Source organism: Paraburkholderia sp. JHI2823, assembly GCF_038900695.1.
Classification (GTDB): domain Bacteria; phylum Pseudomonadota; class Gammaproteobacteria; order Burkholderiales; family Burkholderiaceae; genus Paraburkholderia; species Paraburkholderia mimosarum.
The window spans coordinates 181,018-199,651 of record NZ_JAYMRY010000001.1; the positions used below are offsets into that span (position 1 = coordinate 181,018).

Consider the following 18,634-nt stretch of genomic DNA (forward strand, 5'->3'; position numbering starts at 1 on the left):
ATTCCCGCTGACTGCGCGCGAAAACGAAAATAAATCGGCGAGCGCGGCGTGATCCGTCGCCGGTCGCGTGCTACGCGTCGCTCCAGTAACCGGGCCGCGCATAAACCTCTTTGAGGAAATCGATGAAATAACGGACTCGCGCCGGGACGTAACGCTGTTGCGGGTACACCGCGAGAATGTCGTAATCGGGCAGCGCGTACTCGTCGAGCACCGTTTCGAGTTCGCCGCGCGCGAGCTGGGCATCGATCTCCCAGGTCGAACGCCAGCCGAGCCCGAGCCCCTCGGTCACCCAGCGGTGCAGCAGCTCGCCGTCGTTGCAGTCGAGCGTGCCGCCCACGCGCACGGTCACGAGCTTGCCGTTGCGGCTGAAGTACCAGCCGCGGTTCTGCCCGCCCTGGAGGTTGAACGCGAGGCAATTGTGGCTCGGCAGGTCTTCCAGCGTTTTCGGGCGCCCGTGCTTGCGGAAGTACTCGGGCGTGCCGCACACCACGCGCCGGTTCGTCGCGAGCTTGACGGCGACGAAGTTCGGATCCACGGCGCCGCCGATACGAATCGACAGGTCGTAACCCTCGCGCACCAGATCGACCACACGGTCGGTGAGATTGAACGACACCTGCAAACCGGGCTTGTCGACGAGAAACTCGGGCGCGAGCGGCGCGACGTGCTTGCGCCCGAAGGCGGCCGGCGCCGAGACGATCAAATGGCCGTTCACCACCTGGCGCCCCGCCGAAAGCTCGTTTTCGGCCTGGTCCCAGTCGGCGAGCAGGCCGCGGCAGCGCTCGAGGAACGCCGCGCCCTCCTCGCTCACCACGAGCCGCCGCGTCGAGCGGTATATGAGCTTCACGCCGAGACGCTTTTCGAGCGCATCGATACGCCGCCCGAGGATCACCGGCGAGACGCCTTCCTCGAGCGCCGCCGCTGCGAGGCTGCCCGCGTCCGCGACGCGCACGAAGGTTTCGATCTGCTTGAAGCGGTCCATTGCATGTCTCCTGTCGGCAGCAGGTTGCGCTTGAGCGCCTCTTGCTGCCCCATGCCGCGCGCCGAAGGCGCCGACGCCACCCCTGGCGCTGAACGGGATGTCCCAAAGCCCCGTCGCGCCAGCATTCCATACTTTTTGTTTCGAAATAAGCGACCCAGACTGATCTTATCAAACCTTTCCTGCGCCACTACAGTGGGCCTCAACCGCTTCGCCATTCCTTGCATACGAGACATTCAGGAGACATTCATGGCCAAAATGAGAGCCGTCGACGCCGCCGTGCTGGTGCTCGAAAAAGAAGGCATCGATACCGCTTTCGGCGTGCCGGGCGCAGCCATCAATCCGTTCTACTCGGCGATGAAGAAGGCCGGCGGCATCACCCACGTGCTGGCGCGCCACGTCGAGGGCGCTTCGCACATGGCCGAGGGTTATACGCGCGCCGCACCCGGCAACATCGGCGTGTGCATCGGCACCTCGGGCCCCGCGGGCACCGACATGATCACGGGCCTCTATTCCGCCCAGGCCGACTCGATTCCTATTCTCGCGATCACGGGCCAGGCGCCGCGCGCCCGCCTCTACAAGGAAGACTTCCAGGCCGTCGACATCGAGTCGATCGCCAAGCCCGTCACCAAGTGGGCCGTGACCGTGCGCGAGCCGGCGCTCGTGCCGCGCGCATTCCAGCAGGCATTCCATCTCATGCGCTCGGGCCGTCCCGGGCCGGTGTTGATCGATCTGCCCATCGACGTGCAGCTCGCCGAAATCGAGTTCGACATCGACACCTACGAGCCGCTGCCCGTCTACAAGCCGAAGGCCACGCGCAAGCAGATCGAAGCCGCGCTCGAACTGCTCAACGCGAGCGAGAGGCCGCTGATCGTTTCCGGCGGCGGCGTGATCAACGCGGCGGCCGAAGACCTGCTCGTCAAGTTTGCCGAAACGGTGGGCGTGCCGGTCATCCCGACGCTCATGTCGTGGGGCGCCATTGCCGACGACCACCCGCTCATGGCCGGCATGGTCGGCCTGCAGACCTCGCACCGCTACGGCAACGCCACGATGCTCGCCTCGGACTTCGTGCTGGGCGTGGGCAACCGCTGGGCCAACCGCCATACGGGCAGCGTCGAGGTCTACACGAAGGGCCGCAAGTTCGTGCACGTCGACATCGAACCGACGCAAATCGGCCGCGTGTTCGGCCCCGATCTCGGCATCGTGTCCGATGCGAAGGCCGCGCTCGAGCTCTTCGTCGAAGTCGCGCAGCAATGGAAGGCCGCGGGCAAGTTGAAGGACCGCAGCGCGTGGGTGGCCGACTGCCAGGCGCGCAAACGCACGATGCACCGCAAGACGCATTTCGAGAACACGCCGATCAAGCCGCAGCGCGTGTACGAAGAGATGAACAAGGCGTTTGGCCGCGACACCTGCTACGTGAGCACGATCGGCCTTTCGCAGATCGCGGGCGCGCAGTTCCTGCACGTGTACAAGGCACGCAACTGGATCAACTGCGGCCAGGCGGGCCCGCTCGGCTGGACGATTCCAGCGGCGCTCGGCGTGCGCGCGGCCGATCCGACCCGCCCCATCGTGGCGCTCTCGGGCGACTACGACTTCCAGTTCATGGTCGAAGAGCTGGCCGTGGGCGCGCAGTTCAAGCTGCCGTACGTTCACGTGGTGGTGAACAACTCGTACCTCGGCCTGATCCGTCAGGCGCAGCGTCAGTTCGACATGGACTTCTGCGTGCAGCTCGCGTTCGAGAACATCAACGCGCCCGAAGTGAACGGCTATGGCGTCGACCACGTAACAGTGGCCGAAGGCCTGGGCTGCAAGGCGCTGCGCGTGTTCAAGCCCGAGGAGATCGCCCCGGCGCTCAAGCAGGCGCAATCGATGGCTGCGGAGTTCAGCGTGCCGGTCGTCGTCGAAGTGATTCTGGAGCGCGTGACCAACATCTCGATGGGCACGGAAATCGACGCGATCAACGAGTTCGAGGAGCTGGCCGAGAAGCCCGAGCACGCGCCGACAGCGATCGCTTTGCAATCCTGATCATCCGACGCCGCTGCAACGCAACTTGCATTCCCCCGCTTTTCGCACCCAGCCCTGATGTGCGAAAAGCGGACTCTCACCCACACTCATTGCCCCGAGAGACGAACCCATGCCGAAATTTGCCGCGAATCTCACCATGCTGTTCAACGAGATGCCCTTCCTCGACCGCTTCGCCGCGGCCGCGCTTGCGGGCTTCGACGCCGTGGAATTCCTCTTCCCGTATCCGTACAAAGCTGCCGAACTGGCCGAGCGCCTCGAAATCAACGGACTGAAGCTCGTGCTCCACAATCTGCCGGCCGGCAACTGGGAGGCGGGAGAGCGCGGCATTGCCTGCCTGCCCGATCGCCGCGGCGAGTTCCAGGAAGGCGTTGGCCGCGCAATCGAGTATGCCAAGGCGCTGAAGGTGCCGCAGCTCAATTGCCTCGTCGGCATTCCGACGGCTGGCGTCGATCGCGAGACAGCGCTCGCCACGATCGTCGAGAACCTGCGCTACGCTGCCAGCGAACTCAAGCGCGAAGGCATCCGTCTGCTAGTGGAACCCTGCAACTCTTACGATATCCCCGGCTTCGCGCTGAACCGCTCCGGCGAAGCGCTCGACGTCATCGCACAGACGGGCTCGGACAACGTATTCCTGCAGTACGACATCTATCACATGCAGCGCATGGAAGGCGAACTCGCCGCGACGATCAAGAAGCACTTCGCGAAGATCGCCCACATCCAGCTCGCCGACAACCCCGGCCGCAACGAACCGGGCACGGGTGAAATCCACTACCCGTTCCTCTTCGATCTGCTCGACACGCTCGGCTACGAGGGTTACATCGGCTGCGAGTACAAGCCGCGCACGACGACCACGGAAGGTCTCGGCTGGCTGCGCAACGCGCGGCTGCGCACCGCCGAACTCGCCTGAATATCGAGAGACAACCGCATTCGCTTTATCGGAGACACGAAGATGGCAAAGATTGGCTTTATTGGACTGGGCATCATGGGCGCGCACATGGCGCGCAACCTCATCAAGGGCGGCCACACGCTCGCCGTGAACGGCAAGTATCCGGTGCCCGACGACCTGCGCGCGCAAACGGAAGTCGTCGCCGATTCGACGGCTGTCGCGAGGGCCTCGGACATCGTCATCGTGATGGTGCCCGACACGCCCGATGTCGCCAACGTCCTGTTCGCCGACGATGGTGTCGCCAAAGGTCTCTCGGCCGGCAAACTCGTGATCGACATGAGTTCGATCTCGCCGATCGAAACGCAGCAGTTCGCGAAGCAGATCAACGCGCTCGGCTGCGACTATCTCGACGCGCCGGTTTCTGGCGGCGAAGTCGGCGCGCGGGAAGCCACGCTCACGATCATGGTGGGCGGCCCGCAGAAGTCGTTCGATCTCGCGAAGCCGCTCTTCGAACTGGTGGGCAAGAACATCTCGCTCATCGGCGACAACGGCGCGGGTCAGACCTGCAAGGTGGCGAACCAGATCATCGTCGCGCTCAACATCGAGGCCGTTGCCGAAGCGCTGCTGTTCGCGGCACGTTCGGGCGCCGACCCCGAGCGTGTGCGCAAGGCGCTGATGGGAGGCTTCGCTTCGTCGCGCATTCTCGAAGTGCACGGCGAGCGCATGACGAAGCGCACGTTCAACCCGGGCTTTCGCATCGAGCTGCACCAGAAGGATCTGAACCTGGCGATCGATGGCGCCCGCAAGCTCGGCATCGCCCTGCCCCACACGGCCAGCGCGCAGCAACTCTTCAGCGTGTGCGTGGCGAACGGCGGCAAGGCGTGGGACCACTCGGCGATGATCCGCGCGCTCGAGATCATGGCGAACTTCGAGATCGCCGAGCCGCAAGCGCAAGTCAAGGCGGCTTGAGCTGGTTTACCGGTTGCATGAAGGCGGTTCGCGCGAGGTTAAGCGCGCACCGCCCCCAGAACCGGATCACGCATACCGGCTCGTGCGCAGCGGCAGTGGCTGTTAGCACACGAGCCTCCCGAGGGGCGCTTCGCGGCGGCGGCAACCGTCGCGGAGCAAATCGGTGCCGCTCTGGGCTGAGGGCGGCCAGTGGGGTCCGAAAGCGGCACCTGGTGACGACGGGGAAGCCTTGGTCGGTCAGACGTCGTCATCGGGTGTCCGCCTGTCGGATGCCCTTTTTTGTTTCGCTTCCCTTTTCCCCCCACGTTTCACACTCTTTGACGCTGCCCCGATGGACCCTGCGCGGCCGCGTTTCTAGAATCGTGCTTTCATCCGTCTGTCATGCGGACGGATCAAGGTGGATGTAGTACGTCACCACCCAGTCATTTCCAGCACGTGAGGAGTGTGATCGATGGGCATTATCAATTTCATCAAGGAAGCCGGCGAAAAACTGTTTGGCACGGCCGCTGCGCCGGCCGCCGCCGCGCAATCAGACGCGGCGCCCGCCGACCAGAACCAGAAGGCGGCCGACGCGATCGTCGCCTATATCCGCTCGCAAGGTCTCGACGCCGATAACCTCGGCGTGACCTATGACGGCGCCTCGCACACCGTCACGGTGACAGGCAACGCCGCCGACCAGCCAACGAAGGAGAAAATCCTCGTCGCGGCGGGCAACGTGCAGAACGTCGACAAGGTCGACGACCAGATGACCGTGACGAACCCAGCGCCCGAAGCGCAGCACCACACCGTGGTCTCCGGCGACAACCTCTGGAAGATGGCCGAGAAGTACTACGGCAGTGGCGCGAAGAACGACCTGATCTTCCAGGCGAACACGCCGATGCTCAAGAGCCCGGACAAAATCTATCCGGGTCAGGTGCTCGTGATTCCGCCGCTGCAGTAAGTCGCGGCTGCAAAAGCAACAGGCCTGGCGAACTCGCCAGGCCTGTTTGTCTTTCGTGCGATGCTTGTGTTCTGAACGCGCGTTCGCTCAGTATGTATCGAATGCGTTCTGCAACGCCTCTTTGTCGACTGCGCCCGCGGCAAGCGCGAGCAGTAGCAGCACACGCGCCTTGTAAGGGCTGAGCGAGCCAGCGGAGACGAACCCGAGCGCATCGTCCTTCGCCGCGCCGTTGTGCATCACATGGCCCGAGCCTACGCGCGAGGCGCGCACGACTGCGACACCCCTTGCGGCCGCCTCGGCCAGCGACTGCTGCAAGCCGGCGTGAATCGAGCCGTTACCGGTGCCGGCCACGACGAAACCATCCACACCCGCGGCCACGAGCGCCTCCACTGCCGCGCGCGAGACGCCCGCGTAGCTCGTCACGATCTCGACCTGCGGCCATTGCGCAGTGGCGCTGAACGGTGCGTCCACCGTATGCGGGCGCAGCGCGCGGCGCTGAAATTCGACGCGCCCATCCTGTACCCAGCCCAGCGCGCCGATTTCGGGCGACTGGAATGCATCCACCGCGTAGGTGCTGATCTTCGCGACGTCGCGCGCGCAATGGATGCGGTTGTTGAACGCCACCAGCACGCCCTGCCCTGTCGCCGCTTCGCTCGCGGCAAGCGTGACGGCGTTGAGCAGATTGAGCGGGCCGTCGGCCGAAAGCGCCGTGGCGGGGCGCATGGCGGCCGTCAAGATGCACGGCTTCGCGCTCTTCACCGTGAGGTGCAGCAGATACGCGGTTTCTTCGAGCGTATCGGTGCCGTGCGTGATCACCACGCCGTCGATCTCGTCGCTTGCCAGCACATCGTTCACGCGCTGAACGAGCGTCGTCCACAACGCGAGCGACATGTCCTTGCTGTCGATGCTCGCGACCTGCTCGGCATGGATCTGCGCGATGGCGTCGAGGCCCGGCACGGCCGCGAGCAGCTGGGCGACACCGATTACACCGGCCTGGTAGCCGGCGGTGTTCGCCGCGTCCGCCGCGGAGCCGGCGATCGTGCCGCCCGTGGCGAGCACCGCAATGCGCGGCAGCCCACGGGCCGCCGCAGAAGAGGAAGTGGATGTGTTCATGGCGGCGATTTTAAGCGATCCGCCGGCCGCCGGGAAAACCGGACTTCAGCCCGGCTCGCGCAACTGGCTGGCGATCTGCTGCTCGTTGAGCTGCGGCGCGAACATCTCGATGAGCCGGTATGCATATTGGCGCAGGAACGCGCCCTTGCGCAGGCCCACCCGCGTCGTGCTCGCATCGAACAGATGCTCCGTGTCGAGTGCGACGAGTTCGCTGTCACGCTTCGGGTCGTAGGCCATCGCCGCGACGATGCCCACGCCCATGCCGAGTTCGACGTAGGTTTTGATCACGTCGGCGTCGATGGCGGTCAGCACGACGTCGGGCACCACGCCCGCCTTGGCGAAGGCCTGGTCGATATGCGAGCGGCCCGTGAAGTCCTGATCGTAGGTGATGACCGGATATTCGGCCACGTCTTCGAGCGTGAGATTCTCGCGGCCCACGAGCGGATGGCTCTTCGGCACGACCACCACGTGATGCCACGAATAGCACGGAAAGGTGACGATGTCCGCGTAGCGGTCGAGCGCCTCGGTCGAGATGCCGATGTCGGCCTCGCCGTTGATGATCATCTGGGCGATCTGCTGCGGGTTGCCCTGGCGCAGCGCGAGGTGAACCTTCGGAAACACTTCGCGGAACTGGTGCACGACCTTGGGCAGCGCGTAGCGCGCCTGCGTGTGCGTGGTGGCGACGACGAGGTGGCCGCTGTCCTGATCCGCGAACTGACGCGCCACGCGGCGCAGGTTCTCGGCGTCGAGCAGCATGCGCTCGATCAGCTGATGCACCGCCTTGCCCGGCTCCGTGAGGCCCGTGAGGCGCTTGCCGCGGCGAATGAAGATGTCCACGCCGAGTTCGTCTTCGAGATCCTTGATCTGCTTCGAAACGCCCGACTGCGACGTATACAGCACGTTCGCCACTTCGGTCAGGTTCATGTTCTGCCGTACGGCTTCGCGCACGAAACGCAACTGCTGAAAATTCATCGTCTTTTCTCCGATACTGCTGACCGTTTATTCGTTTTATTCGATGCGAGCGCTTTCGCGCGAATCATGCGCTCATTGCGCGGGGAAAACGCGCAGGCCGCGTGGCACCGCCGTGACGCCCTCGCCCACCGCGAGCCCCAGCGCGCGCCACGACTCGCGGTCGAGCTCGGCTTCGAGCGCCCCGCCCGTGCGGCTCTCCAGCTCCACGCGCACCGAGCCGCCCAGCGTCACCACGCGGCGCACGTCGACGACGATGCCGTCGCGATGATCGCTCGCTTCGCGATGCAGCACGAGATCGTGAGGCCGCACGTAGGCGAGCGCCGGGCCCTCGAAGCCGGCACGTACTGAGATCGGCTGGTCCGCGCCGTCGGCCACGAAGCCGCGCGCGTCCACGTTGCCGCGCAGACGGTTCGCCGCGCCGAGGAATTCGTAGACGAACGCCGACTGCGGATGATCGTAGACGTCCTGCGGGCTTCCTACCTGCTCCACGCGTCCATGGTTCATCACGACGATGCGATCGGCCACTTCGAGCGCTTCTTCCTGATCGTGCGTGACGAAGATCGTCGAGATGTGCAGGTCGTCGTGCAGGCGGCGCAGCCATGAGCGCAACTCCTTGCGCACCTTGGCGTCGAGCGCGCCGAATGGCTCGTCGAGCAGCAGCACCTTCGGCTCCACGGCGAGCGCGCGGGCGAGCGCAATGCGCTGACGCTGGCCGCCCGACAGCTCGGACGGGTAGCGCTGCGCAAGCCAGTCGAGCTGCACGAGCTTGAGCAGCTCGTGCACCTTTTCGCGAATCACGGCCTCCGAGGGCCGCTCGCCGCGTGGCTTCACGCGCAGGCCGAACGCCACGTTCTCGAACACCGTCATGTGGCGAAAGAGTGCGTAGTGCTGGAACACGAAGCCCACCTGGCGCTCGCGCGCCCCCACCTCGCCTACGTCCTGGCCTTGCAGCACGACCTGGCCCGCGTCCGCGTATTCGAGGCCCGCGATCACGCGCAGGAGCGTGGTCTTGCCGCAGCCGGACGGGCCGAGCAACGCGACGAGCTCGCCCGCCGGAAAGTCGAGCGACACGTTGTCGAGCGCGGTGAAGTTGCCGAAGCGCTTTTGCAGATTGGTGACGGTGATGGCCATCTTTATTGCTCTCCCAAATGTACCGGTTGACGCACCACGCGAGGCGCAGCGGCATGCTTCGAGGGTTGTTGCAACGCTGCGGCCGGGGGGCCGGCGTACGCGGGAACGTCGTGCGCGCCGCGCAGCTCGGCCGAAAGACGGCGCTCCGCGAGCAGCTTCAGACCAAGCGTGACGAGCGCGAGCAACGCGAGCAGCGAGGCCACGGCAAACGCCGCCGCGAAGTTGTACTCGTTGTAAAGGATCTCGACATGCAGCGGCATCGTGTCGGTCTGTCCGCGAATATGTCCCGACACCACCGAGACGGCGCCGAACTCGCCCATCGCGCGCGCATTGCAAAGAATTACGCCGTACAACAAGCCCCAGCGAATGTTGGGCAGCGTGACGCGGCGGAACATCTGCCAGCCCGAGGCGCCCAGCACGTGCGCGGCCTCTTCCTCGTCGCTGCCTTGCGCCTGCATGAGCGGGATCAGCTCGCGTGCGACGAACGGGAACGTCACGAAGATCGTCGCGAGCACGATGCCCGGCACGGCGAAGATGATCTGCACGTCGTGGTCCGCGAGCCACGGGCCGAGCCAGCCCTGCGCGCCGAACAGCAGCACATAGATGAGACCCGAGATCACGGGCGAGACCGAGAACGGCAAATCGATCAACGTGGTGAGCAGCGCCTTGCCGCGAAACTCGAACTTCGCGATCGCCCACGAAGCGGCAAGGCCGAACGCCAGATTGAGCGGCACCGCGATCGCCGCCGTGATGAGCGTGAGCTTGATCGCCGAGAGCGCGTCGGGGTCGGCTAGCGATTCGAAATAGAAACCAACGCCTTTCGAAAGCGCCTGCCAGAACACCGCGACGAGCGGCACCACCAGAAACAGCGCCAGAAACACGAGCGCGACGCCCGTGAGCAGCCAGCGCACCCAGGCGGCTTCGGTGACCGGATCCAGCCGGCGTGTGCTTCGTTGTTGCGGCAGCGTGCTCATTGCGCACCTCCCGCGATCGTTGCGCCCGCAACGGCATGCGGCGCGCCGCCCGAGGTGATACCCCGGCTCGTGCGGCGTTGCAGATACCACTGCAACGAATTGATGAGGAGCAGCATGACGAAGGAGACGCACAGCATGACCACGGCGAGCGCCGTCGCGCCCGCGTAATCGTATTGTTCGAGCTTCGTGATGATGAGGAGCGACGTGATCTCCGACTTCATCGGCACGTTGCCCGCGATGAAGATGACCGAGCCGTACTCGCCCAGCGCACGCGCGAAGGCGAGCGCGAAGCCGGTGAGCAGCGCCGGCACCAGCGCGGGCAGCACGACGCGGCGGAACGTGAGCCAGCGCGACGCGCCGAGGCACGCCGCGGCCTCCTCCTGTTCGCGCTCGAAGTCCTCGAGCACCGGTTGCACCGTGCGCACGACGAACGGCAGGCCGATGAAGGTCAGCGCCACGAGCACGCCGAGCGGCGTGAACGCGACTTTGAGCCCGAGCGGTTCCAGGAACTGGCCGATCCAGCCATTGCCCGCATAAACGGCGGCAAGCGAAATGCCGGCCACGGAGGTCGGCAACGCGAACGGCAGGTCGACGAGCGCATCGATCAAACGCTTGAACGGGAACGTATAGCGCACCAGCACCCACGCGAGCAGAAAGCCGAACACCGCGTTGATCAGCGCGGCGCCGAGCGCAGCCGTAAAGGTGAGCCGGTACGACGCGATCACGCGCGGCGACCACACGGCGCGCACGAACTGGCTCCAGTCGAGCGTCGCGGTCTTCAGGAAGGTGGCGGCAAGCGGAATGAGCACCACGAGGCTCAGATACGCCACCGTGATGCCGAGCGTGATGCCGAATCCCGGCAGCGCACTGGGCTTGCGTAATCGAAACGTCGATCGAAACGTCGTCATGCTCATCGTCCAGACATGGGTTGCGCGCGTGTTCCAACGCTGCGCCGAAAAGCGCGCCCGTGGGCGCGCTTCGTTGTTATGCGGTGGGATCGTGATCGAATCCCGACCGGTGCTGCATAGTCTTACTGCGGCTGATAAATCGAGTCGAACACGCCGCCATCGGCGAAATGCGTCTTCTGCGCGTTGGTCCAGCCACCGAACGTGTCGTCGACCGTGTAGAGCTTGAGCTTCGGAAACTTCGCCGTGAGCGCCGCGGGGACCTTGTCCGAACGCGGACGATAGAAGTTCTTCGCGGCGATCTCCTGGCCCTCTTCGCTATAGAGGAACTGCAGGTACGCTTCGGCCTCCTTGCGCGTGCCGCGCTTGTCGACGACCTTGTCCACCACGGCCACCGGCGGCTCCGCGAGAATGCTCACCGAAGGCACCACGATCTCGAACTTGTCCGGGCCGAACTCCTTGAGCGAGAGGAACGCTTCGTTCTCCCATGCGATCAGCACGTCGCCGATGCCGCGCTGCACGAAGCTCGTCGTCGCGCCGCGCGCGCCCGAGTCGAGCACCCCGGCGTTCTTGTAGAGCTTCGAAATGAAGTCCTTCGCCTTTTGCTCATTCCCGCCCGGCTGGTGCGACGCGTACGCCCACGCGGCGAGATAGTTCCAGCGCGCGCCGCCCGAGGTCTTGGGATTCGGCGTGACGATCGAGACGCCGGGCTTCACGAGGTCGTCCCAGTCCTTGATGTGCTTCGGATTGCCCTTCCTCACGAGGAACACGATCGTCGACGTGTACGGCGAGGCATTGTCGGGCAGCCGCTTTTGCCAGTCCTTCGCGACGATGCCCTTGTTGGCGAGCGCGTCGATGTCCCAGGCAAGCGCGAGCGTCACGACGTCGGCTTGCAGGCCGTCGAGCACCGAGCGCGCCTGCGCGCCCGAGCCGCCGTGCGACTGCTTGATGGCGAGCGTCTCGCCCGACTTCGCCTTCCATTGCTTGATGAACGCGTCGTTGATGTCCTGGTACAGCTCGCGCGTCGGATCGTAGGACACGTTGAGCAGCGACGTATCCGCATGAGCCGCCGGCGCCATAGCCGCGAGGCCAACGAGCGGTGCAATGCCGATGACCAGTTTTGCCGCCAGCGTCTTCAGCCAACCGGCGTTCCCCGTGTTCCTGGTGCCCATCTATCTGTTCTCCATTTTTGTCCTGCGTAGTGACAACCACTGATGGAGGCCAGTCTAGCGATCCGCTTACATCATTAAAAATAATGTTTCCTCATTCTTTAATACGCAAAAGTGGTAAAGGCGGAGGAAGTCGCTGCCGCAACACGTTTTCGGCTACCGAAGCGCCTCGAAGCGGCGCTATGGCAACGCCCGGTTGTCGAACTTCAAGTAATACTTGAAAAGCGACGGATACTGTATAAAAATACAGTTACCTGTTCAAACATACAGTGGCGCCATGACCAAACTCACCGCACGACAGCAGCAGGTTTTCGATCTCGTTCGCCGGGCAATCGAGCGCACGGGCTTTCCGCCCACGCGCGCGGAAATCGCCGCGGAACTCGGTTTCAGCTCGGCCAACTCTGCGGAGGAGCATCTGCGCGCCCTCGCGCGCAAGGGCGTGATCGAACTGGCTGCAGGCGCCTCGCGCGGCATCCGGCTCGTGCCTGGGCCCGACGACCTGCCGCACCAGTTCACGCTGCCGCATCCGGGCATCATGCAGCTCTCGCTGCCGCTCGTAGGCCGCGTCGCGGCGGGTAGTCCGATCCTCGCGCAGGAGCACATCTCGCAGAACTACATGTGCGACCCTGCGCTCTTCTCGAGCCGTCCCGACTATCTGTTGAAGGTGCGCGGCCTCTCGATGCGCGACGCCGGCATTCTCGACGGCGACCTGCTCGCGGTGCAGAAGAAGGCCGAGGCGAAAGACGGCCAGATCATCGTGGCGCGCCTAGGCGACGACGTGACCGTCAAGCGCCTGAAGCGCCGCCCGAACGGCGTCGAGTTGATCGCCGAGAATCCCGACTACGACAATATTTTTGTCGAGGCCGGCAGCGCGGATTTCGCGCTCGAAGGCATTGCGGTCGGCCTGATCCGGCCTACCGAATTCTAAGCAATCCGCTTGCGCTCATTTGCGCCCCCGTTGCGCCCCGTTTGCGCGATCTCTGGAGAGAGTCATGGAACGCCTTGCCCGCTTGCTGCCCTTCCGTCAATTCGGCCGTCTGCGCCATCTTCGTGGAATCGCGTCATGCGCGCTTCGCGAAGTCCGCGTCCCCGCCGCAGCGCTGAACCGCTCGCTTTTCGAAGAGACGCCAGGCATGGTGGCGGCCAGCACCGCCGATCTCCCGGCGCTGCCCTCGGCACAGCCGGCGTTTGCGCGCGTTTCGCTCAACAGCACGCTCAACACCGAGCAGCCCATGCGCCGGGCGCCGGTGCGCGTCTACCAGGGCCCGTCGCGGCTCATCCTCGTCGGCACGGTGGATGCGGTTTGCCGCGCGATCGACCGCTGCATCGCCGAACAGTCCACCGACCTCCCGGCGGCGCTCGCGAAGTAAGGTCGCGAGCCGGTTTTCCGCTCAAGAGGTCGCGCTCGGGATCACGTGGGGATTCTTTTCGCTGGTTTGCGGTCAACACCACGTTTGAACGATTTACCCTATCCCGATGACGGAATCCCTCACGACTCCACGTAAGACGCACGGCTGGAAAAAAACCGTTGCGATCACGGTTGCGATCGCCATGGTCGTTGCCGCGGTCGGCTACGCCTACGCGTCGCCCTATATCGCGGTGAATCGCATGAAAGCCGCGGCCGACGCGCGCGACGCCGCCACGCTCGACCAGTACGTCGATTACCCTGCGCTGCGCTTGAGCCTCAAGCAGCAGGTTGGCGAGATGCTGCAGCGGCGCATTCATGCGGAACACAGCAGTAACCCGCTGGTGATCCTCGGCGCCGTGATCGGCGCGGCGCTGATTGGCCCGCTCGTGGATGCGTACGCTACGCCTGAGGGCGTCGCCGCGCTGCTCGATGGCATGCCGCCGACGGGCAAGCCCGGCGACCGGCCGCACGCGCCATCGCCAGAGGAATCAGGCGCGCAGGCAGCACAATCGGCACAATCGGCGCAACCGGCGCAATCGGCACCCGCCCCCGCAGCGCCGCCTGCCGCGCCGCCCGCGCCGGCGTCCGGGAATCCCGCGCCCGGGGCACGGCCAGTTACCACGGCTGCCTATCGCGGCCTCAACGAGTTCGCGCTCACATGGGACCGCGGCAGTACGGGCGAGCACTATGCCGCCATCCTGCAGCGTCACGGGCTCTTTGGGTGGAAGCTCTCGGCAGTGGAGCTCAATGAAGGAAACGCCTCGAATTGAGGCGTTTGTGAAACGATGCCGGAACAGGTCCGTTCCAGGGGAACCGGGCGCGCTCCCAGCGCACTACGCGGCGGCTTGCTGCTTGTCCTCGGCAGCCGACGAACACGCCACCAGAATGCTGCACGACACGCGATCGAGCAGCGGCGTGTTGCCCGCCCCCATCCACCAGCGCGAGAGCCCGGTACGGCAGCGATGGCCCACAACCACGAGGTCGACATGCAGTTCGTTGGCCAGATTCGCAATCTCGTCGATCGGATGCCCGAACGCGAAATGCCCCTGCGCGCGCACGCCGCGCTCGGTCAGCCAGTCCACGCCTTCCTGAAGGATTTCTCGCGCCGTTTCCTCGAAGCGGCCGCAGGCCACATCGGTGAGGAGGCCGGCACTCTGCGCGATCGTCGAACGCATGTCGACGACCGACAGCAAATGCGTTTCCGCCTGCAGATCGAGCGCAAGATCAGCGCCGCAACGCAGCGCCTTGCGGCCTTCGCGCGAGCCGTCGTAACAGAGCAGAATTTTTTTGTAGCTCGCCATGATCGCTTCTCCGTGCCCGCATGATTGCCGGCTGTGCGATGCTCATCATGGTGCGCCGCAATTGCGCGTGCAAGGGCTGGAAAACGCCAGGTCAGCATCGGAAAACGCCAGATGCGCCTTGGGCGAGCCGAATACTTGTCGCGGCATGCATTAACCTCGAACAGCGCAAAGGGCCGAGAGCGGCCGCCCACTCGCTGCGCCGCAATGCACTAGAATAGGCCGCCTTGTTTCGTGCGATTGTTCGTTCAGCTCTTCGTTCGTTTTTTGTTCGACTCGCGCGCCGCCCGTTCGACTCACGTTCAACCGGTCCATGCCCGCACCCGCCATCGAATTCGAGCAGGTCTTCAAACATTACGGAGACAGGACGGTCGTCAACGGCCTGTCGTTCGATGTCCTCCCGGGCGAATGCTTCGGGCTGCTCGGCCCCAACGGCGCGGGGAAAACCACGACGCTGCGCATGCTCCTTGGCATCGTTTCGCCCGATGCCGGGCGCATCAGCCTGTGCGGGGAACCCGTGCCGGCGCGGGCGCGCCATGCTCGTCAGCGCGTCGGCGTCGTCCCGCAGTTCGACAATCTCGATCCCGACTTCACCGTACGCGAGAACCTGCTCGTGTTCGGCCGTTACTTTGGTTTATCCGCGCGTGAAACGAAAGCGCTCGTCGCGCCGCTGCTCGAGTTCGCGCGCCTCGAAAGCAAGGCCGACGCGCGCGTGGGCGAGCTTTCGGGCGGCATGCGCCGTCGTCTCACACTCGCGCGCGCGCTCGTGAACGACCCCGACGTGCTCGTGATGGACGAGCCCACCACGGGCCTCGACCCGCAGGCGCGTCACCTGATCTGGGAGCGCCTGCGCTCGCTGCTCGCGCGCGGCAAGACGATTCTCCTCACCACGCATTTCATGGAGGAGGCCGAACGGCTTTGCAATCGCGTGTGCGTGATCGAAGAAGGCCGCAAGATTGCCGAAGGCGCGCCCAAGGCGCTGATCGAAGCGGAAATCGGCTGCGATGTGATCGAGGTCTACGGACCGGACCCGGTTGCACTGCGCGACGAACTCGCCGCCGACGCAAAGCGTACCGAGATCAGCGGCGAGACGCTGTTCTGCTACGTCGACGACCCCGCGCCCGTGCATGCGAAACTGCGCCATCGATCGGACCTGCGCTACCTGCACCGGCCCGCGAATCTCGAAGACGTGTTCTTGCGGCTCACGGGCCGCGAGATGCAGGATTGACGGCGTCAAAATCCAGGATCGCCAGGGACACCATGGAGACACGCACCAGCCCCCCCGCACCCGCGCGCCCGGCCCATTCGCCGGTGCGCGAGCCCCGCGCCGCCCTGCCTTCGAACGCCACGCACTGGATTGCCGTGTGGCGGCGCAACTATCTGGTCTGGCGCAAGCTCGCCATCGCCTCGATGTTCGGCAATCTCGCCGATCCGATGATCTATCTGTTCGGCCTCGGCTTCGGGCTCGGGCTGATGGTCGGCCGCATCGACGGCGTCTCGTACATCGCCTTTCTCGCGGCGGGCACGGTGTCGTCCTCGGTGATGATGTCGGCGAGCTTCGAGTCGATGTATTCGGGCTTTTCGCGCATGCACGTGCAGCGCACATGGGAGGCGATCATGCACACGCCGCTCACGCTTGGCGACGTCGTGCTCGGCGAGGTCATGTGGGCCGCGAGCAAGTCGATGCTTTCGGGCGCGGCGATCATGGTGGTGGCCGGCATGCTCGGTTATGCGAGCTTTCCTTCCATGCTGCTCGCGCTGCCCGTGATCGCATTGGCCGGCCTCGCCTTCGCGAGCTGCGCGATGATCGTGACGGCGCTCGCGCCGTCCTACGACTTCTTCATGTTCTATCAGACGCTCGTGCTCACCCCGATGCTGCTGCTCTCCGGCGTGTTCTTCCCAATCGCGCAGTTGCCCGCGGCCGCCCAGCACATCACGCTGATGCTGCCGCTCGCTCACGCCGTTGCGCTGATCCGGCCCGCCATGCTCGACCGGCCTGTCGAAGACGCCGGCCTGCATCTGCTGGTGCTCGCGATTTACGTCGTCGTGCCGTTCGCGATCGCTTCGATACTGTTCCGCCGGCGCATGATGCGCTAGGACACCGCGAGGCATTCAGTCCTCGTCATCGCCCCAGGGAATATCGACGTCCGAAATAAACGCGACCGTCGCAAACGGTCCGCCTTCCTGGCGGCCGATCTTGCCGTCGGCGCGATGCCATTCCACGCGGAACATCGTCGACTGGGTCTGGGCGAGCAGGCGGACCGTGCGGATCTCTTCAGGATCGGACTCCTCCACCGGACCATCGAGCGAGACGAGCAGCGACTGCGGCCAGAGACCATCGGCCGGGTCGTAAATGCGATCGCCATCGGGAATCGACGTGTGCGCCTCGACGCCAATGGTGGCCGACGCCTCGACGATCATTTTGCCGAGCGCACGCAGCACTGCCGTGGCGCGGGCCGAATTCGCCTGGCGAATGGCGAGATCGCCGCGCGTGAGCGCCTGCTCGAGTTTCGGATTGGTTTTTTGCTGTGCCATGCTGTTTTTCGGGCTGTGGCCCGCTCCGTGGCGGACGGCGAACCGTCCGCGTATTGACTGGTAGGCAGACGCTGGACGCATCGCACGTTCCTCGTCCCATGTCCCTGGAAGCGTCGCTAGAAACCGAGTGCCACCGCCGCGAGCCCCGCGGCGATGCCGAAGCACACCACCGTGGTGCCCACGATCGCGAGCATGCGCGGCCGGAACGAACCCGCCAGCATCGCGAACGACGGCACGCTCACCGGCGGCAGCGTCATCAGGAGCGCGCCCGCGGGCCCCACGCCCATGCCGAGCGCGAGCATCGCCTGGATGATGGGGACCTCGCCGGCCGTAGGGATCACGAACAGCATGCCGACAAAGGCGAACGTGACGATCCAGCCGAGGCTGCTCGTCACCTCCGGGCCGATGTGCGGGAAAAGCCACGCGCGCGCGGCGCCAAGCAGCAGCACCAGCACGATGTACTCCGGCACGAGGCGCACGGCCATGCGCGCGAAAATGCGCAGCCAGCGCACGAAGACGTTGCCGCCTTCCGCCTGCTGCCGGGCGAGCTGCGCGAGGCGGTCGTCGGCGGCACGCGTTTCCTCGGGCGTGACGAGGCGGTTGCAGAGCCAGCCGAGTCCGAACACCATCAAGAGGCCCAGCGCGAGACGCAGTGCGCTCCAATGCCAGCCGAGCACGAAGCCCATGAAGACGAGCGTCGCCGGGTTGAGCACGGAATTGCCGAGCCAGAACGCAATCGCGCCGCCCGCCGATGCATTGCGCGCGCGCAGGCCCACTACCACGGGCGCGGCGCAGCAGGTGCACATCATGCCGGGCACCGCGAGCAGGCCGCCTGCCGCCACGCTGCCGAAGCCCCGCCGGCCGAGCACGCGCGCGACCCATTGCACGGGCAACAGCGCCTGCACCGCGGAGCCGAGCAGCAGGCCGAGCACCATGGCCTGCCAGATCGCCTTGCCGTAGGCGTAAGCGTAATCGAGCGCGGCGGCAAACGACGGCGCGGGGGCGCTGGCCGCGCCGCCCGTGAGAATCGATTTGCCGATGGAGTGCGTCTCCTCGGCCGTGAACGCGCGGTGATAGTAGGGGAACCACTTCACGTAGAACAAGCCGGCCACCGCCAGCAAAATGAAAATGGGCCAGCCGTAAGACGGCGGCGATTGCGCTGGACGTGCGCTCGTCATTGTGAAGTCTCTCCCGGATTGAGCGTACGGACGGCCGGCGGGGCGTCATCGCACGAAGCGCAGTGCGTGCGCATCGCGTGATGGTGCCCCGATCGGCGCATGCTGGATCGTAGTGTATGCCCTGCGAATCGCCAACGATTTTGGTGTATCAGCGT

The 18,634-nt window shown here is 65.2% G+C and carries 19 protein-coding genes; 9 read left to right on the forward strand and 10 right to left on the reverse strand.

Annotated elements, in window-relative coordinates; all coding sequences use genetic code 11:
• Positions 1 to 70: 70 nt before the first annotated feature.
• Complete coding sequence (locus tag VSR34_RS00775; protein WP_028209955.1) at positions 71 to 979, reverse strand: LysR substrate-binding domain-containing protein; 909 nt, start codon at positions 977 to 979, stop codon at positions 71 to 73.
• A 246-nt stretch (positions 980 to 1,225) separates the two neighbouring features.
• Here VSR34_RS00775 and gcl point away from each other — a divergent pair, with 246 nt between their 5' ends.
• The 4 genes from gcl (at position 1,226) to lysM (ending at position 5,796) form a co-directional block, all read left to right on the forward strand.
• Complete coding sequence (gene gcl, locus VSR34_RS00780; protein WP_342961606.1) at positions 1,226 to 3,001, forward strand: glyoxylate carboligase; 1,776 nt, start codon at positions 1,226 to 1,228, stop codon at positions 2,999 to 3,001.
• Positions 3,002 to 3,110: 109 nt separating this feature from the next.
• Positions 3,111 to 3,908, forward strand: coding sequence for a hydroxypyruvate isomerase (hyi, locus tag VSR34_RS00785; protein WP_028209957.1), 798 nt, complete (start codon positions 3,111 to 3,113; stop codon positions 3,906 to 3,908).
• A 42-nt stretch (positions 3,909 to 3,950) separates the two neighbouring features.
• Complete coding sequence (locus VSR34_RS00790) at positions 3,951 to 4,856, forward strand: 2-hydroxy-3-oxopropionate reductase (protein ID WP_342961607.1); 906 nt, start codon at positions 3,951 to 3,953, stop codon at positions 4,854 to 4,856.
• 451 nt (positions 4,857 to 5,307) lie between these two features.
• Positions 5,308 to 5,796 carry a peptidoglycan-binding protein LysM gene (gene lysM, locus VSR34_RS00795; RefSeq protein ID WP_028209959.1) on the forward strand — a complete coding sequence of 163 codons (489 nt, stop codon included), beginning with the start codon at positions 5,308 to 5,310 and terminating at the stop codon, positions 5,794 to 5,796.
• Between the two features lie 87 nt (positions 5,797 to 5,883).
• On the opposite strand, the gene VSR34_RS00800 is transcribed toward lysM, so the two are convergent.
• The 6 genes from VSR34_RS00800 to VSR34_RS00825 all read right to left on the reverse strand — a co-directional run bounded on the left by VSR34_RS00800 (position 5,884) and on the right by VSR34_RS00825 (position 12,063).
• Positions 5,884 to 6,909 carry an asparaginase gene (locus VSR34_RS00800; protein ID WP_342961608.1) on the reverse strand — a complete coding sequence of 342 codons (1,026 nt, stop codon included), beginning with the start codon at positions 6,907 to 6,909 and terminating at the stop codon, positions 5,884 to 5,886.
• A gap of 45 nt (positions 6,910 to 6,954) precedes the next feature.
• Positions 6,955 to 7,881, reverse strand: coding sequence for a CysB family HTH-type transcriptional regulator (locus VSR34_RS00805; protein ID WP_028209961.1), 927 nt, complete (start codon positions 7,879 to 7,881; stop codon positions 6,955 to 6,957).
• 72 nt (positions 7,882 to 7,953) lie between these two features.
• Positions 7,954 to 9,012: a sulfate ABC transporter ATP-binding protein gene (locus VSR34_RS00810; RefSeq protein WP_028209962.1), complete on the reverse strand. Its 1,059-nt coding sequence runs from the start codon at positions 9,010 to 9,012 to the stop codon at positions 7,954 to 7,956.
• A gap of 2 nt (positions 9,013 to 9,014) precedes the next feature.
• Complete coding sequence (cysW, locus tag VSR34_RS00815) at positions 9,015 to 9,986, reverse strand: sulfate ABC transporter permease subunit CysW (protein ID WP_342961609.1); 972 nt, start codon at positions 9,984 to 9,986, stop codon at positions 9,015 to 9,017.
• The gene (gene cysT / locus VSR34_RS00820) at positions 9,983 to 10,894 is read right to left on the reverse strand and encodes a sulfate ABC transporter permease subunit CysT (protein WP_342961610.1); all 912 of its coding nucleotides are present in this window, start codon (positions 10,892 to 10,894) and stop codon (positions 9,983 to 9,985) included. The genes cysW and cysT overlap by 4 nt, the downstream gene beginning before the upstream one ends.
• A gap of 122 nt (positions 10,895 to 11,016) precedes the next feature.
• The gene (locus VSR34_RS00825) at positions 11,017 to 12,063 is read right to left on the reverse strand and encodes a sulfate ABC transporter substrate-binding protein (RefSeq protein WP_028209964.1); all 1,047 of its coding nucleotides are present in this window, start codon (positions 12,061 to 12,063) and stop codon (positions 11,017 to 11,019) included.
• A gap of 274 nt (positions 12,064 to 12,337) precedes the next feature.
• On the opposite strand from VSR34_RS00825, the gene lexA reads away from it, so the two are divergent.
• The 3 genes from lexA (at position 12,338) to VSR34_RS00840 (ending at position 14,238) form a co-directional block, all read left to right on the forward strand.
• Positions 12,338 to 12,988: a transcriptional repressor LexA gene (lexA, locus tag VSR34_RS00830; protein ID WP_028209965.1), complete on the forward strand. Its 651-nt coding sequence runs from the start codon at positions 12,338 to 12,340 to the stop codon at positions 12,986 to 12,988.
• 64 nt (positions 12,989 to 13,052) lie between these two features.
• Entirely contained in the window at positions 13,053 to 13,430 is a 378-nt protein-coding gene (locus VSR34_RS00835) for a hypothetical protein (protein WP_028230457.1), read from the forward strand.
• 106 nt (positions 13,431 to 13,536) lie between these two features.
• Entirely contained in the window at positions 13,537 to 14,238 is a 702-nt protein-coding gene (locus tag VSR34_RS00840; protein ID WP_342961611.1) for a DUF2939 domain-containing protein, read from the forward strand.
• A gap of 63 nt (positions 14,239 to 14,301) precedes the next feature.
• On the opposite strand, the gene VSR34_RS00845 is transcribed toward VSR34_RS00840, so the two are convergent.
• Positions 14,302 to 14,769 (reverse strand): universal stress protein, encoded by a 468-nt coding sequence (locus VSR34_RS00845; RefSeq protein WP_028209968.1) that lies wholly within the window; start codon positions 14,767 to 14,769, stop codon positions 14,302 to 14,304.
• Positions 14,770 to 15,079: 310 nt separating this feature from the next.
• On the opposite strand from VSR34_RS00845, the gene nodI reads away from it, so the two are divergent.
• The gene (gene nodI / locus VSR34_RS00850; RefSeq protein WP_028209969.1) at positions 15,080 to 15,994 is read left to right on the forward strand and encodes a nodulation factor ABC transporter ATP-binding protein NodI; all 915 of its coding nucleotides are present in this window, start codon (positions 15,080 to 15,082) and stop codon (positions 15,992 to 15,994) included.
• Positions 15,995 to 16,026: 32 nt separating this feature from the next.
• Positions 16,027 to 16,863, forward strand: a complete 837-nt coding sequence (locus VSR34_RS00855) for an ABC transporter permease (RefSeq protein ID WP_028209970.1) — start codon at positions 16,027 to 16,029, stop codon at positions 16,861 to 16,863.
• A gap of 15 nt (positions 16,864 to 16,878) precedes the next feature.
• Here VSR34_RS00855 and VSR34_RS00860 read toward each other — a convergent pair whose 3' ends face one another.
• Both VSR34_RS00860 and VSR34_RS00865 read right to left on the reverse strand, forming a co-directional pair.
• A complete protein-coding gene (locus VSR34_RS00860; RefSeq protein ID WP_028209971.1) occupies positions 16,879 to 17,301 on the reverse strand; it encodes a hypothetical protein in 423 nt (140 codons plus the stop codon).
• Between the two features lie 116 nt (positions 17,302 to 17,417).
• Complete coding sequence (locus tag VSR34_RS00865; RefSeq protein WP_028209972.1) at positions 17,418 to 18,479, reverse strand: permease; 1,062 nt, start codon at positions 18,477 to 18,479, stop codon at positions 17,418 to 17,420.
• Positions 18,480 to 18,634 lie beyond the last annotated feature (155 nt).